The sequence below is a fragment of the Agrobacterium tumefaciens genome (assembly GCF_005221325.1).
In the GTDB taxonomy this organism is placed as follows: Bacteria; Pseudomonadota; Alphaproteobacteria; order Rhizobiales; family Rhizobiaceae; genus Agrobacterium.
Genome location: NZ_CP039889.1, coordinates 1,906,963 through 1,931,379 on the forward strand (window position 1 = coordinate 1,906,963; position 24,417 = coordinate 1,931,379).

Consider the following 24,417-nt stretch of genomic DNA (forward strand, 5'->3'; position numbering starts at 1 on the left):
TGCGAATTATAGTAGATGGATTATTATATTTTAGGGCTACCTTTTATTCAAGGGAAATTCCATCTGCGGTTTAATTCCCAACAGCTTGGGTCTTTGCGCCCCGCCTTGCGGAGCGGGCGGTCAGCGCCTATCTCGTTGAGGAGAGAGTTTCAACGCCAGAGGCGTCAAGGGAGTTCCGAATGATATTTGATGCGGCGCGGCTGGCATTTCACAATCTCTTTGCTACCGAGACCCGGTCGGTATTCTGGAAGGTGCTGGGGCTGACGTTGCTGGTGCTGGCGGCGCTGTGGTTCGCGATCCGCTCCATCTTTATCTATTTCGCCCTGCCATGGGTGGATACGCTGATCCCCGGCGTGCCTGACTGGGCCGGCTGGCTGACCTTTGTTTTTGCCATTTTCGCCGGCATCGGGCTTGCCTTGGCGCTGGCGTTGCTCATCTCGCCGGTCACGGCGGTCATCGCCGGCCTGTTTCTCGATGATGTCGCCGAAGTGGTGGAAAAGAAGACCTATCCGGATGATCCGCCCGGCAAGGCAATGCCGATCAGCGAAGCCGTGCTGTCATCGATCAAGTTTTTCGGCGTGGTCATTGCCGGCAACCTCGTCGCACTTTTGCTGCTCCTGGTGCCGGGCGTCAATCTCATCGCGTTTTTTCTGGTGAATGGTTATCTGCTCGGCCGGGAGTTCTTCGAGTTCGCGGCCATGCGTTTCCGCTCGCCCGCTGACGCCCGGTTGTTCCGGGTGAAGCACCGCACCACGGTGTTCATGGCCGGGCTGGTGATTGCGGCATTCCTGGCGGTGCCGTTCCTCAATCTGCTGACGCCGCTTTTTGCCGCCTCGATGATGGTGCATCTGCACAAGGCCGTCAGCCGGCGCGATCCCTCATTCGCCGCTGGCCGCACCGAACAACTGCGCGGGTAATTCCACCAGCGGTGCGGGAATATCGAAGGTCTTTTCCGGCGACTTGCAGATATCGGCAATCACGCAGCGCTCGCATTCCGGCTTGCGCGCCTTGCAGCAATAACGCCCGTGCAGGATCAGCCAGTGATGCGCATGGAACAGATATTGTTCGGGAATGATGCGGATCAGCCGGTCTTCAACCTCGTCAGGGGTTTTGCCCGGCGCAAGACAGAGCCGGTTGGCTATACGAAATACATGCGTGTCCACCGCAAGCGTGGGCACGCCGAAGGCCATCGACATCACCACATTGGCCGTCTTGCGGCCCACCCCCGGCAACGTTACCAGTTCCTCGCGGGTTTTCGGCACTTCTCCGCCGAAATTGTCGATTAGCATCTGCGACAGCGCGATGACGTTTTTCGCCTTGTTGCGATAAAGGCCGATGGTCTTGATATGGCCGATCAGTTCTTCCTCGCCGAGCGCCAGCATCTTTTCGGGCGTATCTGCCACCTTGAAAAGCGCCCTTGTGGCCCGGTTTACCCCCACATCGGTCGCCTGGGCGGAAAGCGCTACTGCTACCAACAGGGTGAAGGGATTGGTGTGTTCCAGCTCGCCTTTCGGCTCCGGCCGCTGAATGGAGAAACGGCGGAAGATTTCGGTGAGTTCGTCCTTCGAATAGATCGTCTTCACGCGCATCGGCTTGCGGGTGGATGTCGTATTTGACTTTTTCAAGGTTTGGGTGCTGGATCGTTTTTTGGCGACTGTCATGAACTATCTATAGCCAGCCCGCCCGAAGGAAATCAACGTGGATACGCTCAACGATCAGCCGATTTTCGCGGCGGAACTTGTTCCGCATCGTTCGCTTGGCAGAAGAGGTTTCCGGCTGCTTCTCATCCTGTCCGCATTTGCCTGCCTCATCTATGGCGGCTTTTTCCTCGCCACCGGAGCCTGGCCGGTCGGCCTGTTTTTCGGGGTGGATTTCCTGCTGCTTTATATCGCCTTCCGCGCCAATTACCGGGCGGCGAAAGCGCGGGAGGAGGTCAGCGTGTCACGCACCAACCTGTCGATCCGCAAATTTTCTCCCGCCGGGCGCATGGTGGAATATCGCTTCAATCCGTTCTGGGCGCGCTTCCGGGTGAGGCGGCATGACGAGATCGGTATCGTTTCCATGCATGTAACGGGCGAGGGACGGGCGACCGATATCGGCTCGTTCCTCAATCCGGATGATAGGGAAAGCTTTGCGAAGGCCTTCGGCGGCGCGCTTGCGACTGTGCGGCGGAGGATGTGAGCGGATAATCGCGCTCTCCCTCCATCATTCCGGCTTGAGGCCTGTATGACGGCAGAAGCGGAGCATGGCGCAAGAAACGGGTGGAGACTGGCGCGCTTTAATGGTTTTCTCTTCCCCGTTAGGAGAAATGCGATGAACGCCAACATAATGCTGAACGAAGACATCACCCCCATCGGCTCCGATTACGAGACGGTGCGCGGGGTTATCGAGCTTTTGACGCTGGATTATCGCGATCAACCCTCCCTCGAAGCCATCGCCGCAGAACTCGGCCAGTCGCCGACGCAATTGCAGAAGACCTTTACCCGCTGGGCCGGCCTTTCGCCCAAGGCCTTCCTGCAGGCCGTGACGCTCGATCACGCCAAGCGGCTGCTGCGCGAAGAGGACCTGCCGCTGCTTGAAACATCGATCGAGGTCGGCATGTCCGGCCCGGGCCGCCTGCATGATCTGTTCGTCACCCATGAGGCCATGTCGCCCGGCGAATGGAAGGCGAAAGGCGGCGGGCTGACGATCCGTTATGGCTTTCACGCCTCGCCTTTCGGGCTTGCACTGGTCATGATCACCGATCGTGGTCTTGCCGGCTGCGCCTTTGCCGATCCGGGCGAGGAAAGAGCCTGTTTCGAGGATATGGCCGGCCGCTGGCCGAATGCGGATTATGTCGAGGATCGCGAAGCGACCGCGGCCTATGCCGCGCGCATCTTCGAACCGTCGCTGTGGACAGAGGACAAGCCGTTGCGCGTGGTTTTGCTCGGTACGGATTTTCAGGTGCGCGTCTGGGAAAGCCTGCTGAAAATCCCGATGGGCCGCGCCGTCACCTATTCGCACATCGCCTGCGATATCGGCCAGCCCACCGCATCCCGAGCCGTAGGTGCCGCGGTTGGGGCAAACCCGGTCTCGTTCGTTGTTCCGTGCCACCGCGCCGTCGGCAAAAGCGGTGCGTTGACTGGATATCACTGGGGCCTGACCCGCAAGCGGGCGATGCTGGGATGGGAAACGGGGAAGGCTTGATTGGGTCTTAATTGTCTTTGCCGATCTCCTTGGGATCGGCTATTCTTGGCCCATGAAAAGCACGATTGAACTTCCCGACGATATTAAACACCGGCTGGATATCTTGGCTGAGCGCTCGAATTCGACACCAAGCCGCATCATAGAAGATGCGCTTTCACATGGACGTTCTCTGGCCTGGCAAGAGAAATGGACGAGCGGCGTGAGGGCAGGATTGGCAGAGGCCGATGCAGGGGAGTTTGTTACTGAAGAAGAGATCAACGTCGTTCTGAATAAATATGCCAAGGTCTGAAACGCGTGCGGTTGATTTGGACGCGCCGTTATCTCCGGGAACTTGATGCCATAGGCGACTATATTGCCGAACGTAATCCGCGCGCGGCAGCAAAAGTCGTTAGAGTAATTCACCAGACGACGGCACGTCTTTTATCCGATAATCCTCATCTCGGGCGCAGTGGCGAAATCGAAGGAACCAGAGAGTTGGTTATTCCTGGGCTGCCGTACATCGTCGCCTATCGCGTCACGGAGAAACAGGTCGAAATTCTGTTCGTGCAACACGCCGCCCGTGAATGGCCTGACGACGCCTAAACCAGTTCCATCAAAGCCCGCGCTGCCGCTTCGTCCGTTATCAGCGTATTACACCCGATCCGCTTGATCGTCGCGCGGATGGCGGTGGCGCGGTGGGCGCCGCCGGAGGCGAGGACGATGTGTTTGGCCTTGCGCAGCGTATCGAGATCGATCGCCATGGCGCGCTGGTTGATCGGATGATCGACGGAGCGGCCTTCGGCATCGATGAAGTTGAACATGGTGTCACAGACGCAGCCGGCATCGACGAGTTCGCGCAGGGTCTCCTTGGAGATGAAACCTTCCGACAGCGAGGTGGAATGCGGGCCGATATCGCCGCAGGAAACGATGGCAAGATCGAGCGTCTCGGCGAGATCGTAAAGCGTCGCCAGCCCGCATTTTTCGATCAGCGCCCGTTTGGTCTCGACCGAATCCACCAAAAGCGGTGCGAGGAACATGTAACATTCCGCCCCGAGCGCGCTTGCCAGCCGCCAGGTGTAATCGAGCGGGTTGGTCTGGTGCACGGCCACGATACCGCCGAGCAGTGAGACGACCTTGCAGTTTTCCCGGCGCGGCGGGCGGAAACTGGAGAGTGAGGCGGTCATGGTGCGCCCCCAGCCGACGCCGATGGTGGCGCCGTTTGGCACGACTTCGGAGAGGAACTGCCCGAGTGCGAGACCGACGGCCTTGGCGGTGCCTTCCGCGCTTGCCTTGCTTGCGGGAGATGGGCTGGCGGGAGACGAGCCGGGCGAGGGGATGATGACGGCCTCGTCCAGCCCATAGGCGGCCTCCAGCTGGCCGGCCAGCGACACGAAATCCTCGATACCCTCATTGATCCATATCTGCACTTCCGAGCGTTTCATCGCCTCATCGAGCAGGCGGATGACGGTGGAGCGGCTGATCCCCAGTTTCTCGGCGACATCCTTCTGCGTCATGCCCTGGTTATAATAGAGCCATGCCGCGCGCAGCCTCAGCGAAGCCGCTTCCGAGTAGGTCGTATGGGTCTCTCTTCTCAGTTTCGCCACGGTTTTCGCCATTCCTTATGTGCGGTCGAGTATCGCAGGCATGAAACTTATGTCAATTGCGATGCGCAAATGTCTTGACTTTCGACCGCGCCGCTTGCGATAGTCGGAGCCGGACAGAACCGTGATTTCGGCCTTGGGCGCACCCCCGGTGCGGGAACGAAAAGACGGCTGAGCAAGTTTACCAGAGATCATGAAGGATCATTCGCCATGACGTCCAAACTCGAACAACTTCGCGCCATCACCACGGTTGTTGCCGATACCGGCGACATCGAGGCGGTCGCACGCCTGAAGCCGGTGGATTGCACCACCAACCCGACCATCGTCTTGAAAGCGCTCGGCACGCCGGCCTTTGCCGATGCGGTGAAGGAAGCTGTCGCCTGGGGCAGGAAGCAGGGCGGCCAGTCCGACGCCGTTGTTGCTGCGGTTGCCGACCGTCTGGCCATTTCCGTCGGTGCAGCCCTTGCCGGTCTCGTTCCCGGCCGCGTTTCGACCGAAGTCGATGCCGACCTGTCCTTCGACACGCAGGCTTCCATCACCAAGGCACACCACATCATCGCCTCCTATAAGGAGCGCGGCATCGAGCGTGAACGCATCCTCATCAAGCTGGCCTCCACCTGGGAAGGCATCAAGGCTGCCGAAGTTCTGCAGTCCGAAGGCATTGACTGCAACCTGACGCTCCTGTTCTCGCAGGCCCAGGCGATTGCCTGCGCCGAAGCCAAGGTCTTCCTCATCTCGCCCTTCGTCGGCCGTATCCTCGACTGGTACAAGAAGTCGACCGGTGAGACCTACACCGCCGAGACCGATCCGGGCGTCGTTTCGGTGCGCAGCATCTACAATTATTACAAGGCCAATGGCATCAGCACCGTTGTCATGGGTGCGTCTTTCCGCAATGTCGGCGAAATCGAAGCGCTGGCCGGTTGCGACCGCCTCACGATCAGCCCGGCGCTGCTCGAAGAGCTGGACAAGGACAATGGCAAGCTCGAGCGCAAGCTTTCGCCTGACAATGTCAAGGCCGAGCCGCTGCAGTCGCTCGATGAAAAGGCGTTCCGCTGGGCGATGAACGAAGACGCGATGGCCACCGAGAAGCTTTCCGAAGGCATCCGCCTGTTCGCCAAGGATCTGGTGACGCTGCGCGAGATGGTCCGCAAGGAACTGACGGCCGCCGCCGCCTGACAAAAAAGGGGGAACCATCCGCGTTCCCTCTGCGTTTACGAGACATAAATCTCCAGTCAATTGAAACGCGATCGGGTCCCTGCCGGTCGCGTTTTTTTGTGCCTTTCAGGCGCTTCCCGTCACCACTTCGGAGATGCGTTTTGCCGCGTCGCGGATCAGCTGTTCACAGACCTCCCGCGTTGGGGCCTTGCCGCCAAGCGTGGTGATATAGGGGCAGGTGATGACGGCGAGTGCTGAGCCATCCAGCGTCAGAACAGGAGCGGAAATATTGCGCACGCCTGCGGTCTGCAGGCTGTCCATGGATTCAAAACCGTTGCTGCGCACCTGCCGCAGCCGCTCGGCAAGGTCTGGTGGCACGGTCTCGCCGCTGCCGCGCACCTGTTCGGTCATCATGATCTCGCGCTGCGCATCCGTCTGGAAGGCCAGAAGCACATGGCCGGAGCCGGTGTGGAACAGGCTCATCTGCGCGCCGACCCGCATGGACATGGCCCAATAGGTGGCAGATTCCTGCTGGGCGATGACGACGACGCTGCCGCGATCATAAACGGCGAGATGACAGGCCTGTTCGGCGCTTGCGGAAAAATCACGCATGACAGGTGCTGCGAAAGACACAAGCCGGCGGATCGGCGCATGGAAATGCGCCAGCCCGAACATTTTCAGCGTCAGCGAAAACCGGTCGCCGTCGAGCCGCTGCACATAACCCCGTCGCACCAGCCGGTCCAGCATGCGGTAGAGTTCGTTGGGGCTCTTTCCGATCGATTTGGCGATCTCGATCTGTGTCAGCCCGCCATCCGTGCGGGCCAGAAGCTCGAGAATGTCCAATCCCTTGTCGAGGGCGGGGGCGCGATATCTTTCGCTGTCGTCGTCGGTCATCTGGCCTCGATGGTGTTTCTGATGCGCGCCGGGCGGGGTGGTTTAAAATATGGTTGCCCGATACCCCGCATCCGCGCAAGTTTGCTTGACGCCATATGAATACCGCGTTTACATATGAATTGTCGATCCATATTTGAGATCACTGAAATTCAACGGCTCGGCCACGCTGGCGGTCGGCTTTAGCGGGAGGCTATTCATGGTGCAGGATTTTAACGGCCGGACAGTGGTGATCACCGCCGCCGGCCAGGGTATCGGCCGGGCGACGGCGGAGCGTTTCATATCGCTCGGCGCGCGCGTCATCGCCACCGATATCAACGAGCAGGCGCTTTCGACGCTCAAAGGTGCGGAAACCCGGGTTCTGAACGTGCTTGACGGTGATGGCGTCAAGGATTTCGCTGCCGATATCGGCCATGCGGATGTGCTGTTCAACTGCGCCGGTTTCGTTCATTCCGGCACCATTCTCGACTGTGAAGAGAAGGACTGGGATTTCTCCTTCGATCTCAATGCCAAGGCAATGTACCGCACCTGCCGCGCCTTCCTGCCCGGCATGCTGGAAAAGGGCAAGGGCGCGATCGTCAACATGTCCTCGGTTGCCTCAAGTGTGAAGGGCGTGCCGAACCGTTTCGCCTATACGGCTTCCAAGGCTGCCGTGGTGGGTCTCACCAAGGCGATTGCCGCCGATTTTGTCACCAAGGGTATTCGCTGCAACGCCATCTGCCCCGGCACGGTCGACAGCCCGTCTTTGCATGACCGCCTGCGCGCCACCGGCAATTACGAACAGGCGCTGGCCGATTTCATCGCCCGCCAGCCGATGGGTCGCATCGCCACGCCGGAAGAAATCGCAGCACTCGTCACCTATCTCGCTTCCGACGAAGCAGGTTTCACCACCGGCCAGATCCATGTGATCGATGGCGGCTGGACGGGCTGATTATCGATGGAATAAGAGAGAGGCGACCGGTGAAAACCGGTCGCCTTTTTTGTTCAGACGACGGCGCTTCCGGCCATCAGTGCAAGCACGAGGAAGACCAGGAAGATTACCACGGCGATGAAGAACAGGATGCGGGCCACGCCCGCGGCCGCCGCGGAAATGCCGGTGAAGCCGAATACGCCTGCGATCAAAGAAATAACGAAGAAAATAAGAGCCCACTTCAGCATGGCGCTTCCCCTTTGCATAATTTGCCGAGCCCGCCGCCCCGCGACAGGCTCAGCAAAATGACGCGCAAAAGGCGAAAATGTTCCACACGCCCGCAAAAATCGTTGTTTTAGAGCACGTCCAGCAAAAGTGCGTTAGCGGTTTTGCGTCCGGACTGCGCAAAAACAAAGAGATAGAGCATTTCAGGTGAACTGGCTTTCGCCGGAAATGCTCTAGAAGCCTGTTTCCCCCGCAGCATCGATCCTACGGGCCTTCCAGGTGGTGCGGATGAAGGTGGCGACGAAAGCAAGGGTCATGAACATCACGATGGTGGGGGCCGGCGCGCTGTCGATCAGGAAACTTACCCATATGCCCGCCAGTGATGAGGCGACCGCCACGATAATGGCCACCAGCAGCATGGCGGAAAACCGCCGGGTCAGCAGGAAGGCGATAGCGCCAGGCGTCACCAGCATGGCGACCGAGAGGATGATGCCCACCGCCTTCAATGCGCCGACGACTGTGAGCGACAGGACCATCAGCAGACCATAATGCAGCACACGCACCGGCAGGCCGATGGCTTTGGCATGCTGCGCATCAAAGGCGTTGACCAGCAGGTCCTTGCGCAGGATGCCAAGGAACAGCGTGGCGAAAAGTGCGATCAGACCCGTCTCCAGCATGTCTGATGGCGCAATGCCGAGCATGTCGCCGAAGAGGATATGGTCGAGATGCACGTCGCTCTGCACCTTCACATACAGCACCAGCCCCAGCCCGAACATGCCGGAAAAAACGATGCCCAGCACTGTATCTTCCTTGATGCGGCTGTTTTCCTTGATGAAACCGGTACCGAGTGCACAGATCATGCCGGCGATGAAGGCGCCGATGGATAAGGGTATGCCGGCGATATAGGCCACCACCACGCCGGGCAGCACGGCATGGGAGACCGCATCCCCCATCAGAGACCAGCCCTTCAGCACCAGAAAACAGGACAGCATCGCCATCGGCACCGCGATCATCAGCGTGATGACGAAGGCATATTGCATGAAAGGTAGCTGAAATGGCAGGATGGCGAGTTCGAGATAGTCGCTCATGGCGTTTCCTCCAGTGCCCTGCGGGCCTTGGCGCGCGACGCCAGTAGGCCATGCTTGGGCGCAAAGACGAAGGCGGCAAGGAAGATCGCCGTCTGCAGCACGACGATTACACCGCCGGTCGCGCCATCGAGGAAATAGCTGAGATAGGCGCCGACGAAGCTGGTGGCCGCGCCGATGATGAGGCTCATCAGGATCAGCCGTTCGAAACGGTCGGTCAGAAGATAGGCAGTGGCGCCCGGCGTCACCACCATGGCGACGACGAGGAAGGCGCCGACCGTCTGCAAAGCGGCAACCGTGGAGGCGGCGAGCAGGGTGAAGAAGATCACCTTCAGCACTTCCGGTTTCAGCCCCACGGTGCGCGCATGGTTCTCATCAAAGAACACCACCATGAAATCGCGCCACTTCAGCGCCAGCACGAGGAGGCTGATGCCGCCGATCAGCGCCAACTGGATGGTGTCTTCGGCGGTGATGGCCAGAATATTGCCGAGCACGATGGTCTGGATATTCACCGAGGTGGGCGAGAGCGACACCATGAACAGGCCAAGCCCGAAAAACGAGGTGAAGATCAGCCCGATGATCGCGTCTTCCTTCAGCCGTGTCTTCTGGTTCAGGAACAGCATGGAACCGGCTGCAAGCCCGCCGGAAAGAAAGGCGCCCAGCGAAAAGGGCAGGCCGAGCATATAGGCCCCGGCCACACCAGGGACGATGGCGTGGGAAAGCGCATCGCCGATCAGCGACCAGCCCTTCAGCATCAGATAGGCGGAGAGAAAACCGCAGACGCCGCCGACCAGCGCGCTGACCCAGATGGCGTTCAGCATATAGCCATAGGTGAAGGGCTCAAGAAGACTGCTTATCATCGACTTTTTCTTTCGCAGCCTGTGCCTCATGCCCGTTCTGGCCATTCTTGCCGTAGATCACGAAGGGACGCTCGTCATCGGTAATCACTTTCACCCGGCGCGGATCGGCATCGCTATGCAGGTCCGCCCCACCCAGCACGAAGTGGCGCAGGCTGCCGCCAAAGGCTTTTTGCAGGTTCTCCTCGTTGAAGGTATCCGCCGTCTTGCCCGATGCCAGAACCGTGCCCTTGACGAAGACGGCACGGTCACAGAATTCCGGCACGCTGCCGAGATTATGGGTGGAGACCAGCATGACCCGGCCCTCGTCACGCAGCGCTTTCAACAGCACGACGATCTGTTCTTCCGTCGTCACATCGACGCCGGTGAAAGGTTCGTCCAGCAGGATGACCTGGCCTTCCTGCGCCAGCGCGCGGGCCAGAAACACCCGCTTCTTCTGCCCGCCGGAAAGCTCGCCGATCTGCCTCTTGCGATAATCGAGCATGTTGACGCGTTTCAGCGCTTCCTCGACCATCTGGTGATCGCGTTTCGACGGGATGCGCAGGAAATTCATGTGGCCGTAACGGCCCATCATCACCACATCCTCCACCAGCACCGGAAAGCTCCAGTCCACCTCCTCGGCCTGCGGCACATAAGCGACAAGGTTTTTCCTGAGCGCGTCCTTCACCGGCAGGTCGAAAATCGAGACGGAACCGGCGGCCAGCGGCACAAAACCCATGATCGCCTTGAAAATCGTGGACTTGCCGGCGCCATTGACGCCGACAAGTGCAGTGATCGTTCCGCGGGGGATGGAAAAGCTGGCGTTTCTTAATGCGGTGTGGCCGTTGCGATAGGTCACTGTCGCATTTTGAACCGTCAGGCCGCCGCCGGATTTTTTACTGCCCATTCTCATGAAGACAGTCCCTTGGCGATGGTCTCGCTCGTTACGCGCAGGAGGTCCAGATAGGTCGGAACCGGGCCGTCTGCCTCGCTCAGCGAATCCACATAGAGGATGCCGCCATAGGCTGCACCGGTTTCCTTGGCCACCTGCTGGGCGGGATCGGCGGAAACCGTGCTTTCGCTGAAGATGACCTGGATATTGTGCTCGCGCATGGCGTCGATCACGCCGCGAACCTGTTGCGGTGTGCCCTGGCTATCGGCATTGACCGGCCAAAGGAACAGTTCCTTCAAGCCGAAATCACGGGCGAGATAAGAAAAGGCGCCTTCACTCGTCACCAACCAGCGCTTGTTGTCAGGCAGAACCGAAAGCGTATTGCGGATCGGCTGCACGGTGGCCTTGATCTTATCCGAATAGGCCTTGGCATTGGCGGCATAGACATCGGCATGGGCAGGGTCGATTTGGGCAAGGCCCTTTCGAATATTTTCCACATAGATCAAGGCGTTATCGGGCGACATCCAGGCGTGTGGATTGGGCTTTCCCTGATAGGCGCCGCCGCTGATCGCCATGGGTTCCACGCCCTCGCTCACCGTCACATCAGGCACGCCGGAGAGATTGGTCAGGAACTTCTCGAACCACAATTCCAGATTGAGACCGTTGCGCAGCACCAGATCGGCCTTGCGGGCTTTAAGAATATCGCGCGGTGTCGGCTGGTAATTGTGAATTTCCGCACCCGGCTTGATGATGCTCTCCACATCCGCCGCATCGCCCGCCACGTTGCGCGCCATATCGGCGATGATGGTGAAAGTGGTGACCACCTTCGGTTTTTCCTGCGCGACGGCAACGGCCGGCAGGAAAAGCGAAAAAGCAAAAAGGGCATGGCGGATTCTATGGAGGTTCACGTCTGTCACCGATTTTTGTTGCGATTAACTCGCAGTACCATCTGTTATAGAATCACACTTGTCAACGCTATTGCAAATCATTCGCAATTTAGCTGATTTCGGAAATGTCCGAAATTGGTGCGTTTTTGCCCGCGCGGTGGCGGGCGGGTTAAACTTTTTTCAATGAGAAAGCGGCACTATCGCAGGGCTCGGACAGCGTGGTCCGTGGCTTGTCCCGCGTGTGTTCCTCGTCTTTCGAGCCACGTTTTGGGGTGAGGGCGTAAGACGGGGTACTTGATGGCAGGATGTTGCGGGTGAAAGCTGTGTTCGGACGAATGCGGTTTTCGCGCAAGCTCGTTATGATTGGAGGCGGGATCCTGCTTTTGGCGGGTGCGACCGGTTCTGCTGCCGTGTTCATCGGCAGCGATCGGCTGCTTGGTCCATCCTATGCCTCCACCAACGGGCTTTCCTGCGACGCGGTCCAGACAGTCAACATCCGCAAGAACGGCGCCTTGTGGGTGCGCAAATTCATCCGCACCGGCGGCGGTGACGGCCCCGAGCGGTTGAAGACCGCGCTTCGTGTTGCAAGGGCGGTTTACGACAAGCAGAAGCCCGATCTGGTGCAGGTTTCCGTGCTGGACAAGAACGGCCCGCAGCTGCGCTCGGAAATGCGCGGCCGCGCCATTGCCGCACAGGTGGTCTTCATTCCCGACCCGGCAAAAATTCCCGAAGGCGCGAACGCCCATCGTTATTCCGCCTTTTATTACGATGGCGCGGCCAATGGCAGCGGCCAGTTTTATGGTCTGCGCATCGATCTGCCGCTAGAAGATACCGAAGCAATGGCAGCAAGCCTCAGCGATTCCGCCGATTGCGCCACCCCGGTGCTGGATGCCGGCTCTGAAGGTCACGAGGGCAAGGCCACGAAAGGTCATGGCGAAAACAAGGGCGAGGCCGGCGGCGAACACGGCGCCGCCCCGGCAGAGAGCGGCCATGGCGAAGCGGGCCCGGAAACCAATGGTGAAACCCCGTCTCCCGAAGCGCATGGCGAACCCGTCACCGACGAACTTCTGACCTCGACGCCGGAAGCCGAGGGCAGCAGTATCTTCAGCCTGTCCTATCTGAAATCACTGATCTTCGGAAAAGGCTCGACGACTGCGCAAGCGGCGGAGGAGAAGGCGGCGGCTGGTGAGAATGCCGCGGCGGAAGAGCCGGGTGTGGGGAAGTCGGGGCATTAAAGATAGCGGCCGCGATGGGATGTCTTTGACATCCGGGCTGTCTTGCTCTCTTGGTCCCTTATGCTCTACCGTCATCCTCGGGCCTGTCCCGAGGATCTGCAACGTATTGATTTTATTGACGTGGTTAGATCCTCGGCACAAGGCCGAGGATGACGTTGAGTGTGAGCGCGAGCTGCTGACAGCCTGGATGTCAAAGAACATCCATCAAGAGCAGGCGGCTTATTTGGCCGCCTGGCTTGATCCACTTAGTCCGCCTTGTTACGGCGGGCCGGGAAGAGGATGACGTCGCGGATCGACGGGGCGTTGGTGAGCAGCATGATCAGGCGATCGACGCCAATGCCGAGACCACCGGCGGGCGGCATGCCCTGGTCGATGGCGTCGAGGAATTCCTCGTCCAGCTGCTTGTCCTTTTCGCCGCGGGCGTGCGCCTGTTCCAGCTGTTCCACCATGCGGCGGCGCTGCTCTTCCGGATCGTTGAGTTCGGAGAAGGCGTTGCCCACTTCCCAGGCGTTGCAATAGCTTTCGAAACGCTCGACGAGGCGCGGTTCACCCGGCACCTCCTTGGCGAAGGGCGAAATGTCCTTGGGGAAATGCGTCACATGGCTCGGCTGGATCAGCGTGCCTTCGACCTTCTCTTCGAAGATGAAGGCAAGGCATTCGCCCCAGGTCCAGTCCTTCTCGACGGCAAAACCGGCGGCCTTGGCGGCGGCGCGGGCTTCCTCATCCGTCTTGATGGCGAGGAAATCGATGCCGGTTGCTTCCTTCACAGCATCAGGCATCGGCACGCGCTTGAACGGACCCTTGAAGGAGATCGTCTGGCCCTGGAATTCCACCTCGGTGGTGCCATGCAGGGCAATCGCCAGCGTCTCGAACAGCCGCTCCACGAGACCCATGATGTCCTCGTAGTCGGCATAGGCCCAGTAGCACTCCATCATGGTGAATTCAGGATTGTGCCGGGTAGAGACGCCTTCGTTGCGGAAGTTGCGGTTGATTTCGAAGACCTTGTCGGAAAGACCTGATACCAGCGTGCGCTTCAGGAACAGTTCCGGCGCGATGCGCAGATACATGTCCATCTTCAGCGTGTTATGGAAGGTCTTGAACGGATCGGCTGTCGCGCCGCCATAAACGGTCTGCAGCATCGGCGTTTCCACTTCGAGGAAGCCTTCGGCTTCCATGAAACGGCGAATGCCGGAAAGGATTTTCGAGCGCTGCAGGAAGCGCAGCTTGGAGTCCTCATTGGAGAGAATGTCGAGGTGGCGCTTGCGGTAACGCAGTTCGATATCGGAGACGCCATGCCACTTTTCCGGCATCGGCAGCAGCGACTTCGTCAGCATGGTGATTTCTTCGGCATTGATCGTCAGCTCGCCGCGCTTGGTGCGGCGCACCTTGCCGGTCACGCCGATGATGTCGCCAATATCGATCATCGGCAGAAGATTGCGCGCCGCTTCCGGCGTCGTATCCTTGTGGGAGAATATCTGCACCTTGCCCGAGGCGTCATGGATATCCATGAACATGCCGGAATTGCGCGAGGAATAAACGCGGCCCGCCACCGTCACCGTATCGCCGGTTTCGACGTCGGCTTCGATCTCGGCATATTTTTCCGAAAGCTCCGCATTGGTCAGCGTGCGGTGGAAATGCGCCGGATAGACGTCGCCGATCTGCTCGCGCAGCAGCGCAAGTTTCTGGCGGCGCACTTCTGTCGCGTCGGAGGAAAGGGCGGTGGTTTCGGTTGTCTTGTCGTTCATTGTGTTCGCCTTCAGAGGGCTTGTTCGTTGCGGTTACCCCCCTCTGCCCTGCCGGGCATCTCCCCCACAAGGGGGGAGATCGACAAGTGGCTGGCACCTTGCCCATTGAACGAGCGGGTTCAGCATCCGATCTCCCCCCTTGTGGGGGAGATGCCCGGCAGGGCAGAGGGGGGTATTCTAGGATGCCGGCGTGACCGCCAACACCAAATTATCAGCTTCCGCTGCCAACCATCGTGGCCACAACGGCAATTGCCACCTTCAGTCGCTGGCGAACCACGGAGCGGCCAAGCAGCGCCATACTGTCAAACAGCGGCAGCGAGCGCGATGAACCGGAGACCGCCACGAAAAGCGGCGGGGTCACGACGCGCAGCTTCTTGCCCGTGCGTTCAGCCACATCGCGCAGCTCGGCTTCGATGGCTTCCACATTCCAGTCCGGCATTTTTTCGAGGTCGGCGGCGACCGTGGTGAGGATCTCGTGGATTTCCTCCGGTTTGCTTTTCAAACCGGCAAACGAAGCCGGAGTCAGGCCAACATCGCTCGACACGAGGAAGCCGGCGAGGTTCGGCAATTCACCGAGCTTGGAAATGCGGCTCTGCGAAAGCTTCAGGCCTTCGGTCAGGCGGGAATTTTCCATCGCCCATTCCAGCGTGCGGGAAATGAATTCCTCCGGCGAAAGCTTTTCACGCAGCCAGCGGCCGTTCAGCCAGTCCAGCTTCTGGATGTCGAAGATGGCGCCGGCCTTGGAAAGCGCTTCCGGATCGAACTTTGCCGCCAGCTCGTCCATGGTCAGCAGCTCTTCACCTTCGGCGATCTGGATGAAGAACAGGCCGAGGAAGTTCATCAACGCTTCCGGCAGGTAACCGAGCGCGGAATAATAGGAGATCGAGGTCGGGTTCTTGCGCTTGGAAAGCTTCGACTTGTCGGCGTTGCGCATCAGGGAAAGATGCATGAACACCGGCTCCTGCCAGCCGAAATAACGGTAAAGCAGGATGTGCTTGGGCACCGAGGCCAGCCATTCCTCGCCACGCGCCACATGGCTGATCTTCATCAGATGGTCGTCGATGACGTTGGCCATGTGATAGGTCGGCATGCCGTCGGCCTTGATCAGCACCTGCATGTCAACCGAATCCCAGGGGATCGAGACATCGCCGTAAACGCCGTCGTGGAAATCGCACGAACCTTCGGTCGGGATTTTCATGCGCACGACATTGGCCTCGCCGGCGGCAACGCGGGCGGTGACTTCTTCTGCCTTCAGGTGGAGGCAAAGGCCGTCATATTTCGGCGGCTTGCCGGCGGCGCGCTGGGCTTCGCGCATGTCTTCCAGACGCTGCGGCGTGCAGAAACAGCGAAAGGCATGGCCTTTTTCCAGAAGCTCTTCGGCGTATGGCCAGTACATGGCCTTGCGCTCGGACTGGCGGTAGGGGCCGTAAGGGCCGCCGACGTCAGGGCCTTCCGACCAGGTGAGGCCGGTCCAGCGCAGCGCCTCCAGCACCTTCTGCTCATATTCAAGGGTCGAGCGGGTGGCGTCGGTATCCTCGATGCGCAGGATGAACTCGCCGCCATGTTTCTTGGCGAAGAGATAGTTGAACAGCGCGATATAAGCGGTGCCGACATGCGGCTCGCCGGTGGGGGAAGGTGCGATGCGGACGCGAACGCCGGAAGTGGTCATGAAATTCACTCGTCGTGACGTGGAGTGACATCGGGACGGTTCACCCTGATATCACGGAGTTTTCGTTTGGATGCGGCAGGACATCATGTCGAAAGGCGAAAAGAAAGCGCCTTTTTCATATTCCCGTTCGGCTTCGGCTTAGGCCATATTCTGCCGCAGGCGTCAAGGAAATATGGAGTCTCGAGGGGTCGTCCGGTCCTGCCGCCCGGCCTCAGTTCACCGGCCAGACGTAAAGCAGCATGGGAATGCTGGCGATGACGATCATGATCGACAGCGGCAGGCCAAGACGCGGATAGTCGCTGAAACGATAACCGCCCGGGCCCATGACCAGCGTGTTGCACTGGTGGCCGATGGGGGTGAGGAAATCGCAGCCGGCACCGATTGCCACCGCCATCAGGAAGGCCTCCGGCCGGAAACCGAGCGTGGTAGCGAAACCGGCGGCGATGGGGGCCATGACCAGCACGGTGGCGGCATTGTTGAGGAAGGGCGTCACCGCCATGGCGGTGAGCAGGATCATGCCGAGCGCTGCGAAAGGCGGCAGCCCCTGCGCCGCATTACCGAGCCAGGCGGAGATCAGTTCGCTGGCCCCGCTGGTGCGAAGTGAATCGCTGACGGGAATAAGGGCGGCAAGCATGACGAGGATCGGCCCGTCGATCGATTTATAGACTTCGGTTAGCGGTATCGCGCCGACGATGATCATCAGGAAGGCGGCGGCGAAAAAAGCAACTGAAACCGGCACCACTCCGCTGCCGGCGGCCAGCATGGCGGCGGCCAGCACGAAGACGGGCAAAAGCGCGCGGCGCTGCACGCCAAGCAGGATTTCCCGCTGCGCCAGCGGCAGCAGCGAAAATTCCTGCAGCACCTGCGGCAGGTTCTTGCGGCTGCCCTGCAAAAGAATGACGTCGCCCGCCTGCAAGGTGAGGTCAGAGAGCCGCTGGCTCACACGCTGGCCGCGACGGCTGACCGCGATGAGGTTGACGCCGCGCGTATAGGACAAGGAAAGCTCACGCGCGGAAATACCTGATAGCACCGATTCATTGCTGATCACCGCTTCCATGGAAATGAGATCGGCGGTTTTCTGACCATTCTCCATCAGCGGCTTGCCGGATAAAAGCAGCTTCGCCTGCGAGACGATGCGGTCCAGCCCCTCGGGGCTGCCCTCGAGCAGAACGGTGTCGCCGGCCTTCAGCTTGACGTCGGGGAAGGGGGAGATGCGTCTCGGCCCGCGCAGGATGGTGCTGGCGATCACGTCGCCATCCGCCTGTTTCAAAAGCTCGCGCAGCGGCCTGTCTGCAAAGGTGCTGTCGGCCGGAAGCGTCGCCTCCGCCGTATAGGCCGCCTGGTCGAGCGCATCCTCCACGGATGCCTGTTGACGGTTGCGCACCGGCAGCAGCCGGTAACCGAAGGTCAGGAAGAAGATGCCGATCACCGTCAGGCCGGCACCGACGGGGGTGAAATCGAACATGGAAAAGCTCTGCCCGGTCATTTCCTCGCGCAGCCGGGAAACGACGATGTTGGGCGAGGTGCCGATCTGAGTCATCAGCCCGCCCAAGAGCGCGGCAAAGGCCATCGGCATCAGATAATAAGAAACGGGGCTGCCCGACTTGCGGGCGAACTGGAAGGCGACCGGCATCATGATGGCGAGCGCGCCGATATTCTTGATGAAGGCCGACATGATGGCAACGACGATCATCAGAAAGGCCAGCTGCAGGCTCTTGGAATGCATTTCCGGGAAATATTTCTTGATCGTCATGTCAACGATGCCCGACCGCGCCACGGCCGAACTGACGATCAGCGCACTGGCCACGATGATCACGATATCGTCGGAAAAACCGGAGAAAGCCTTGTTAAAGGGCACGACACCAAGCGCCACGGCCACCAGCAATGCGCTGCAGGCGATGACGTCGTAACGGAACCTGTCCCAGATGAACGCAACCATCATGCCGGCGATGACGGTGAAAGCGAGGATCTGGTCGGTCGTCATGCTTGCTTATGCTTTCGAAGGTGAGGCACCGATAAAGGGCTCTATCGGTGATGATATCGAAGAACGCAAGGTGGGGTGAAGCGGTTCCGCAGAGGAGGGTCGTCATTCCTATCCCTCCGTCATACCGGCCTTGAGCCGGTATCCAGCCGACGCGCGTCTGCGCGGCGGGAGGAGTCTTGCCAGCCCAAGGACTTGGGCTGGCTGGATGCCGGATCAGGTCCGGCATGACGGAGAAAATTAAGTCAGTGAACCTCGCCCGCGCCCGCCTTCTTACGGCGGCGCGCATTGCGGGCCAGCATGTTGAGCAGTTCCACTAGTGCCGAAAAGGCCATGGCGGCATAGACGTAGCCCTTGGGTACATGGAAGCCCATGCCTTCGGCGATCAGCGTCGTACCGATCATCATCAGGAAGGCGAGCGCCAGCATGACGATAGTCGGGTTGCGCTCGATGAAGTTGGCAAGCGGGGTTGCTGCAAGCAGCATCACGGCAACGGCGACGATGACCGCGACGATCATGATCGGCAGATGCGGGGTCATGCCGACGGCGGTGATGATGCTGTCCACCGAGAAAACGAGGTCGAGCAGCAGGATCTGGCCGATGGCGGCGCCGAAATTCATCGCGGCCGGGCCGCCCACCATGTCTTCCTTGTGGTCTTCAGGATCGACATTGTGGTGGATTTCCTTGGTGGCCTTCCACATCAGGAAGAGACCGCCGGCGATGAGGATCATGTCCTTCCACGAGAAGGCATGGCCGAAGACTTCGAAGACCGGCGTGGTGAGCTGCACGATCCACGCCACGGTGCCGAGCAGGCCAAGGCGCATAATGAGCGCAAGTCCGATGCCGATCTTGCGGGCTTTTTCTCGCTGTTCCGGCGGCAGCTTGTTGGTGAGGATGGAGATGAAGATCAGGTTGTCGATGCCGAGCACGACCTCCATGACGATCAGAGTGACAAGCGCCACCCAGGCGGCGGGGTCGGACAGAAGCGGGAGAACGGACTCCATCAGGGAATTTTTCCTTTCAGCAACAAGGCCACCCGAATATTCGGTGGGTGGAATTTATAGCGCAATACGCGAGAAACAAGGAGATGGCTCCTGTGTTTGGCAAGATTTCATCGAAATTTCGCGCAAACCGCGCATCGGGCGCCATTCCGTTACCGGTCGGGCTCCACGTTGCTGAATGATTTCAGGCCTTGTCGGTTCCGTAAGCGGCCATGAATACAGTGATGGCGCTGCCGATCACCCGTTCCAGTTCCTCGTCGGGAACCGGGCCGTCGATCTCGCCGAACAGGCGCTGCTTGAAAAAGGTGCCGGTGGAAAGCTCGATATATTGCCGGGCGGCCAGTTCAACGTCATCGACCTTCAGATGGCCGAGCGCGACCTGATGCTCGATGAAATCCTGAAGCACGGTGCGGACGTTATTGGGTGCGGCGATGAAGAAACGCTGCGCCAGCTTCGGCATGCGGTCGATGACGCCGATGACCGAGCGCATGGCCGGGATCATGTCGGAACAAATCATCTTGTTGGCGAAGGCCGTGCCGAACTGCCTGAGGCCGTCGCGTACCTCCTCGGTGCCGGCGAGAATGTTTCGCATGGAGGCGGCGAATTCCTGCCGGTGCTGGTCGATGAGGGCGACGAACAAATCCTCCTTGTTGGAGAAATAGACGTAGATCGTTCCCTTGGAAACGCCGGCTTCCCGCGTGATGTCGTTCATGCTGGCGGCATCAAAGCCCTTGCGCTTGAACACACGCCAGGCGCCGGCAAAAATCTGATCGCGCTTGGCTGGGTCTTCGCCCGCCGCAAAACGCCCGGCGGTGTTGCCCGGACAGCCCGTTTCCGTTTCCGTCTCCATATCCCTGTCTTCGCCTGCCATCACTGATGCCCCTTAGCATCGTAATGACGTAAAAAAAATTAACCGAACGTCGAACCAATCAGTTCGATAACACTTGATATGTGTCAGGAAAGAGATTATGTCAATCGAACCGAACGGTTCAGTTCGAAAAACTTTCTTCAATTTATCACGGTAAGCTCTCATGTCGGCCCAGAAGAATAGCGCGGTTCGCGCCGTCAACGATGCGGAAGAAGCGGACATCTCCGCCAAGGCCGAGACCTCCCCGGCAAAACCGGCAGACGCCCCGCAGCAGGCGGCCCCGGCTCCCACCGTTGCCGCACCGAAGGCGAAGAAGCGTTCGCCGCTTCTGCCGATCTTCGCGATCGCCCTTCTCGCCGGTGCCGGCTGGTATGGCTACAACTGGTGGATCGACGGCCGCTTCATGGTATCGACTGATGACGCCTATATTGAAGGTGATATCGCCGTCATCGCGCCGAAGGTCTCGGGTTATGTCGCCAAGGTCAACGTGGTCGAAAACCAGGAAGTCAAGGCGGGCGACCCGATGGTGACGCTTGACGATGGCGATTATCGCATCGCGCTCGATCAGGCCGAGGCCCAGATCCGCACCGAGGAACTGTCGCTGAAGCGCATCGATGCGCAGATCATCGGCGGCGAGGCTGCACAGGAACAGGCCGTTGCCCAGAAGGGCGCGCTGGATGCCGCGCTTCGCGGTGCTGAAATCACCCAGAAGCGTGCCAGCGAGTTGCAGGCCAAGGATGTCGGCACGGTTGCCGCTTCCGACAATGCGCAGGTCGCGCTCGATCAGGCCAGGGCGAATGTCGTGGCCGGTGATGCCGCCATCGCCTCGGCCAAGGCCAATGTCGAACTTCTGCGCGCCCAGCGCGAGGAAGCCGAAAGCACCATCCGCTCGCTGCAGCTTTCCCGTGACAAGGCCGCCCGCGACCTTTCCTTCACGGTTCTGAAAGCGCCTTATGACGGCGTCATCGGTAATCTGGCGGTGCAGAACGGCGATCTGGTGTCTGTCGGCAAGCGTCTGGCTTCTCTGGTGCCGATGAACGAGCTTTATATCGACGCCAATTTCAAGGAAACGCAGCTTGCCCGCGTCGTGCCCGGCTCGAAGGTGCGCGTGCATGTCGACGCCTTCGACGATGCGACGATCGAGGGCACCGTGCAGTCGATCTCGCCCGGTTCGGGTTCGGTCTTCTCCATGCTGCCGCCGGAAAATGCCACGGGCAACTTCACCAAGGTCATCCAGCGCGTGCCTGTTCGTATCGTCTTCTCCAAGGAAGACCTTGAAAAGCACAATCTGCGCGCAGGCCTCAGCGTCGTCGTCGATGTCGATACCCGGACTGCACCGGAAACCACCAAAACGGCGCAAGTTAACCCGCAGGCCAAGTAAGGCTTCGTTGAGGGCAAGATCATGGCGGCTACGGTTGTCGGTACGGGCGGGGCGTCCATCCCCGCCGATCCCCCGATGGACAGGCGCAGGCTCATCGCGTTCTTCGCGATGGTCTTCGGCATGTTCATGTCCATTCTCGACATTCAGATCGTCTCCGCCTCGCTTGCGGAAATCCAGGCTGGCCTCGGTGCCGGCTCGGACGAGATTGCCTGGGTGCAGACCTCCTATCTGATCGCCGAAGTCATCATGATCCCGCTGTCGGGCACGCTGGCGCGCATCCTCTCCACGCGTGTGCTGTTTGCCACCTGTGCGGCCGGCTTCACGCTTTCGAGCGCGCTCTGCGCCACCGCCACCAATATCGACCAGATGATCGTCTATCGCGCGATCCAGGGCTTTATCGGCGGCGGCATGATCCCTTCGGTCTTCGCGGCCGCCTTCACCATTTTCCCGCCCTCGAAGCGCTCGGTCGTCTCGCCGATCATCGGTCTGGTCGCCACGCTTGCGCCCACCATCGGCCCGACGGTCGGCGGTTATCTCTCCAATGCGTTTTCCTGGCACTGGCTGTTCCTCGTCAACATCATCCCCGGCATCATCGTCACCATCCTCACCTGGAGCCTGATCGATTTCGACAAGCCGGAGCGTTCGCTGTGGAAGAAGTTCGACTGGTGGGGTCTGATCTCCATGGCGGTCTTCCTCGGCTCGCTGGAATATGTGCTGGAAGAGGGCAACAACAAGGACTGGTTCAACGACGAACATATCGTCCTTGGCGCCGTCGCCATGGTCATCGGCGCTGTGGTGTTCTTCTGGCGCGCCTTCAAGGTGGAATTCCCCGTGGTGGATATTCGCGCCTTCGCGGACCGCAACTTCTCCATCGGCTCGCTGTTTTCCTTCGTTATGGGCATCGGGCTTTACGGGCTGACCTATCTCTATCCGCTCTATCTCGGCCGGGTCAGGGGTTATGATGCGCTGATGATCGGCGAGACCATGTTCGTCTCAGGTCTTGCGATGTTCTTCACCGCGCCGATCGCCGGCAAGGTCTCCACCAAGCTCGATCCGCGGGCGATGATGGCCATCGGCTTCATCAGCTTCGGCTGCGGCACATGGATCATGACCTATGTCACGACCGACTGGGATTTCTACGAGCTGCTGATCCCGCAGATCCTGCGCGGTTTCGGCCTGATGATGTGCATGGTGCCGATCAACAACATCGCGCTCGGCACCCTGCCGCCGGCCCGTATCCGCAACGCGTCCGGCCTGTTCAACCTCACGCGTAACCTCGGCGGCGCGGTCGGTCTTGCCATCATCAACACCATGCTGTCGCAGCGCACGGACGACCATTATGTGCGGCTGGCCGAACATATCAGCTATTCCAACCCGAAGGCGCTGGAATGGCTGAACAGTGTAGGCGCCAACTACGATTCCTACGGGCTGGACGGCGCGTCCGTCGCGGTCAAGAAAATGGTCGGCATGGTCTCGCAGCAGGCCTGGATATTGGCCTTCGCGGATGTGTTCTTCGCGCTGACGATTTTGTTCTCCAGCCTGATCTTCATGACCGTGCTGATCCAGAAACCCAAGGCAGCGCCGCCGCCAGACGCGGCGCACTGATAAAAATCCCCTCCCATCCACCGCAGAGCTGGGGCCGTCGGAAATGACGGCCCCTTTTTTGTTTTGAATATGGAGGGAACGGGAGGGCCGCCTCTTTCTTCTCCCGCCGCAACGCGTGAAAAGAGCCACGCTCAATTCATCATCCGGCTTTCCGTGAAATGTGAGGTACGTACATCATTTTTTGATTTACGGCGGCGGCAAAGCTGGATATGCAAAGGGGAGGGAGGAGCCATGAAGCCGACAGTTCACGATATCGCCGAGCGCGCGGGCGTCAGTCTCGCCACCATCGACCGGGTGCTGAACATGCGCCCCGGCGTGCATGCCGCCACGCGTGCGCGGGTGGAAGCGGCCATTGCCGAGCTTGGTTATGTGCGCGATATCGCCGCCGCCAATCTGGCCAAGGGCCGCAACTATTCCATGATTTTCATTCTGCCGGGCAATGACAATTCCTTCATGGCGACATTGCGCGCCGAGGTGCGGGCTGCGGCCAGCCGCTCCCATCTGGAGCGCACAGCCATCCGCGTCATCGAGGTGCCGCCCTTCAATGCCGCGGCGCTGACCGAGGCTCTCGAGGTTGCGCGACGGGAAAAGCCATCCGGCGTCGCCTTCGTCGCCACCGATTCTGAAGATGTGGCCGAAGCCGCCGACCGGCTGGCGGAAGATGGCATCGCCACGGTGACGCTGGTCTCCGATCTTTCCGGTTCGCGGCGCGATCATTATGCCGGCGTGGACAACGTCGCGGCCGGGCGCACGGCGGCGAGCCTGATGGGGCGTTTCCTCTCCGGGCGCGGCGGCGATGTCGCTGTCGTTGCCGGCTCCATGCTGGTGCGTGACCATCGTGAACGTCTGGAAGGATTTCGCGCCGTCATCGAAACCGAATTTCCGCAGGTGCGGCTGTTGCCGGTGCTGGAGGGCAGGGACGATCCGCTCACCGTCGAGACGCTGGTGCGCGAGGCGCTGGGCAATGCCTCACTGTCAGGCATCTACAGTCTCGGCGCCGGTAATCGCGGTCTCATTCGCGCGCTTGGGGCCGCAGATGGCGAAAGAGCGCTTTCGGTCATCGCCCATGAGCTGACGGAAAACACCGCCAGTGCGCTGAGGGAAGGGCTGCTTGATGCCGTGCTCAACCAGGATGCCGGCCACGAGGTGCGCAGCGCCATCCGCGTGTTGAAGGCGCGCGCCGATGGCCTGCCCGTTATCGCCGCGCAGGAACGTATCCGTATCGACATATTCCTCAGGGACAATCTTCCTTGAGCAAATAGGCTGGAAGTGGCGCATGGAGCGC

Annotated in this window: 24 protein-coding genes; 11 read left to right on the forward strand and 13 right to left on the reverse strand. The window is 60.0% G+C overall.

What is annotated here, in order from left to right; translation table 11 throughout:
* Nucleotides 1–179 precede the first annotated feature (179 nt).
* A complete protein-coding gene (locus tag CFBP5499_RS23710; RefSeq protein ID WP_080827846.1) occupies nucleotides 180–917 on the forward strand; it encodes a sulfate transporter family protein in 738 nt (245 codons plus the stop codon).
* On the opposite strand, the gene nth is transcribed toward CFBP5499_RS23710, so the two are convergent.
* A complete protein-coding gene (gene nth / locus CFBP5499_RS23715) occupies nucleotides 879–1,661 on the reverse strand; it encodes an endonuclease III (protein WP_080827845.1) in 783 nt (260 codons plus the stop codon). The genes CFBP5499_RS23710 and nth overlap by 39 nt on opposite strands.
* A gap of 37 nt (nucleotides 1,662–1,698) precedes the next feature.
* On the opposite strand from nth, the gene CFBP5499_RS23720 reads away from it, so the two are divergent.
* The 4 genes from CFBP5499_RS23720 (at nucleotide 1,699) to CFBP5499_RS23735 (ending at nucleotide 3,768) form a co-directional block, all read left to right on the forward strand.
* Entirely contained in the window at nucleotides 1,699–2,181 is a 483-nt protein-coding gene (locus CFBP5499_RS23720) for a DUF2244 domain-containing protein (RefSeq protein ID WP_080827844.1), read from the forward strand.
* Nucleotides 2,182–2,313: 132 nt separating this feature from the next.
* Nucleotides 2,314–3,186, forward strand: a complete 873-nt coding sequence (locus CFBP5499_RS23725) for a methylated-DNA--[protein]-cysteine S-methyltransferase (protein WP_080827843.1) — start codon at nucleotides 2,314–2,316, stop codon at nucleotides 3,184–3,186.
* A gap of 52 nt (nucleotides 3,187–3,238) precedes the next feature.
* Nucleotides 3,239–3,475 (forward strand): CopG family ribbon-helix-helix protein, encoded by a 237-nt coding sequence (locus tag CFBP5499_RS23730; protein ID WP_080827842.1) that lies wholly within the window; start codon nucleotides 3,239–3,241, stop codon nucleotides 3,473–3,475.
* 5 nt (nucleotides 3,476–3,480) lie between these two features.
* Complete coding sequence (locus CFBP5499_RS23735) at nucleotides 3,481–3,768, forward strand: type II toxin-antitoxin system mRNA interferase toxin, RelE/StbE family (protein WP_080827841.1); 288 nt, start codon at nucleotides 3,481–3,483, stop codon at nucleotides 3,766–3,768.
* On the opposite strand, the gene CFBP5499_RS23740 is transcribed toward CFBP5499_RS23735, so the two are convergent.
* Complete coding sequence (locus tag CFBP5499_RS23740) at nucleotides 3,765–4,769, reverse strand: sugar-binding transcriptional regulator (RefSeq protein ID WP_175416869.1); 1,005 nt, start codon at nucleotides 4,767–4,769, stop codon at nucleotides 3,765–3,767. The genes CFBP5499_RS23735 and CFBP5499_RS23740 overlap by 4 nt on opposite strands.
* 207 nt (nucleotides 4,770–4,976) lie before the next feature.
* Here CFBP5499_RS23740 and tal point away from each other — a divergent pair, with 207 nt between their 5' ends.
* Nucleotides 4,977–5,942 carry a transaldolase gene (tal, locus tag CFBP5499_RS23745; RefSeq protein WP_080827839.1) on the forward strand — a complete coding sequence of 322 codons (966 nt, stop codon included), beginning with the start codon at nucleotides 4,977–4,979 and terminating at the stop codon, nucleotides 5,940–5,942.
* Nucleotides 5,943–6,047: 105 nt separating this feature from the next.
* On the opposite strand, the gene CFBP5499_RS23750 is transcribed toward tal, so the two are convergent.
* On the reverse strand, nucleotides 6,048–6,815 hold the full coding sequence (locus CFBP5499_RS23750) for an IclR family transcriptional regulator (protein ID WP_080827838.1): 768 nt from the start codon (nucleotides 6,813–6,815) through the stop codon (nucleotides 6,048–6,050).
* A 196-nt stretch (nucleotides 6,816–7,011) separates the two neighbouring features.
* Here CFBP5499_RS23750 and CFBP5499_RS23755 point away from each other — a divergent pair, with 196 nt between their 5' ends.
* Nucleotides 7,012–7,743, forward strand: coding sequence for an SDR family oxidoreductase (locus CFBP5499_RS23755; protein WP_003499083.1), 732 nt, complete (start codon nucleotides 7,012–7,014; stop codon nucleotides 7,741–7,743).
* A gap of 53 nt (nucleotides 7,744–7,796) precedes the next feature.
* On the opposite strand, the gene CFBP5499_RS23760 is transcribed toward CFBP5499_RS23755, so the two are convergent.
* The 5 genes from CFBP5499_RS23760 to CFBP5499_RS23780 all read right to left on the reverse strand — a co-directional run bounded on the left by CFBP5499_RS23760 (nucleotide 7,797) and on the right by CFBP5499_RS23780 (nucleotide 11,668).
* Nucleotides 7,797–7,970 carry a DUF1328 domain-containing protein gene (locus CFBP5499_RS23760; RefSeq protein WP_003499086.1) on the reverse strand — a complete coding sequence of 58 codons (174 nt, stop codon included), beginning with the start codon at nucleotides 7,968–7,970 and terminating at the stop codon, nucleotides 7,797–7,799.
* 210 nt (nucleotides 7,971–8,180) lie between these two features.
* Nucleotides 8,181–9,035 carry a metal ABC transporter permease gene (locus CFBP5499_RS23765; protein WP_080827837.1) on the reverse strand — a complete coding sequence of 285 codons (855 nt, stop codon included), beginning with the start codon at nucleotides 9,033–9,035 and terminating at the stop codon, nucleotides 8,181–8,183.
* The gene (locus CFBP5499_RS23770) at nucleotides 9,032–9,892 is read right to left on the reverse strand and encodes a metal ABC transporter permease (protein WP_080827836.1); all 861 of its coding nucleotides are present in this window, start codon (nucleotides 9,890–9,892) and stop codon (nucleotides 9,032–9,034) included. Before CFBP5499_RS23770 ends, CFBP5499_RS23765 begins: the two co-directional genes overlap by 4 nt.
* On the reverse strand, nucleotides 9,873–10,781 hold the full coding sequence (locus CFBP5499_RS23775) for a manganese/iron ABC transporter ATP-binding protein (protein WP_175416870.1): 909 nt from the start codon (nucleotides 10,779–10,781) through the stop codon (nucleotides 9,873–9,875). The genes CFBP5499_RS23770 and CFBP5499_RS23775 overlap by 20 nt, the downstream gene beginning before the upstream one ends.
* The gene (locus CFBP5499_RS23780; RefSeq protein ID WP_175416871.1) at nucleotides 10,778–11,668 is read right to left on the reverse strand and encodes a metal ABC transporter substrate-binding protein; all 891 of its coding nucleotides are present in this window, start codon (nucleotides 11,666–11,668) and stop codon (nucleotides 10,778–10,780) included. Before CFBP5499_RS23780 ends, CFBP5499_RS23775 begins: the two co-directional genes overlap by 4 nt.
* A 284-nt stretch (nucleotides 11,669–11,952) precedes the next feature.
* Here CFBP5499_RS23780 and CFBP5499_RS23785 point away from each other — a divergent pair, with 284 nt between their 5' ends.
* On the forward strand, nucleotides 11,953–12,882 hold the full coding sequence (locus CFBP5499_RS23785) for a hypothetical protein (protein ID WP_233284232.1): 930 nt from the start codon (nucleotides 11,953–11,955) through the stop codon (nucleotides 12,880–12,882).
* 245 nt (nucleotides 12,883–13,127) lie between these two features.
* Here the strand turns inward: CFBP5499_RS23785 and lysS are convergent, their stop codons facing one another.
* The 5 genes from lysS to CFBP5499_RS23820 form a co-directional block, all read right to left on the reverse strand.
* Complete coding sequence (gene lysS, locus CFBP5499_RS23795) at nucleotides 13,128–14,627, reverse strand: lysine--tRNA ligase (RefSeq protein ID WP_080827832.1); 1,500 nt, start codon at nucleotides 14,625–14,627, stop codon at nucleotides 13,128–13,130.
* Nucleotides 14,628–14,838: 211 nt separating this feature from the next.
* Nucleotides 14,839–16,296 carry a glutamate--tRNA ligase gene (gltX, locus tag CFBP5499_RS23805; RefSeq protein WP_080830107.1) on the reverse strand — a complete coding sequence of 486 codons (1,458 nt, stop codon included), beginning with the start codon at nucleotides 16,294–16,296 and terminating at the stop codon, nucleotides 14,839–14,841.
* A gap of 211 nt (nucleotides 16,297–16,507) precedes the next feature.
* Nucleotides 16,508–18,280, reverse strand: a complete 1,773-nt coding sequence (locus CFBP5499_RS23810; RefSeq protein WP_080827831.1) for an SLC13 family permease — start codon at nucleotides 18,278–18,280, stop codon at nucleotides 16,508–16,510.
* Nucleotides 18,281–18,522: 242 nt separating this feature from the next.
* Nucleotides 18,523–19,281, reverse strand: coding sequence for a TerC family protein (locus CFBP5499_RS23815; RefSeq protein WP_080827830.1), 759 nt, complete (start codon nucleotides 19,279–19,281; stop codon nucleotides 18,523–18,525).
* Between the two features lie 181 nt (nucleotides 19,282–19,462).
* Nucleotides 19,463–20,149 (reverse strand): TetR/AcrR family transcriptional regulator, encoded by a 687-nt coding sequence (locus CFBP5499_RS23820; RefSeq protein WP_080827829.1) that lies wholly within the window; start codon nucleotides 20,147–20,149, stop codon nucleotides 19,463–19,465.
* Nucleotides 20,150–20,309: 160 nt separating this feature from the next.
* Between CFBP5499_RS23820 and CFBP5499_RS23825 the strand changes: the two genes are divergently transcribed.
* The 3 genes from CFBP5499_RS23825 (at nucleotide 20,310) to CFBP5499_RS23835 (ending at nucleotide 24,386) form a co-directional block, all read left to right on the forward strand.
* Nucleotides 20,310–21,527 carry an HlyD family secretion protein gene (locus tag CFBP5499_RS23825; protein WP_080827828.1) on the forward strand — a complete coding sequence of 406 codons (1,218 nt, stop codon included), beginning with the start codon at nucleotides 20,310–20,312 and terminating at the stop codon, nucleotides 21,525–21,527.
* 21 nt (nucleotides 21,528–21,548) lie between these two features.
* Nucleotides 21,549–23,132, forward strand: a complete 1,584-nt coding sequence (locus CFBP5499_RS23830) for a DHA2 family efflux MFS transporter permease subunit (RefSeq protein WP_080827827.1) — start codon at nucleotides 21,549–21,551, stop codon at nucleotides 23,130–23,132.
* Nucleotides 23,133–23,363: 231 nt separating this feature from the next.
* Entirely contained in the window at nucleotides 23,364–24,386 is a 1,023-nt protein-coding gene (locus CFBP5499_RS23835; protein WP_080827826.1) for a LacI family DNA-binding transcriptional regulator, read from the forward strand.
* Nucleotides 24,387–24,417 lie beyond the last annotated feature (31 nt).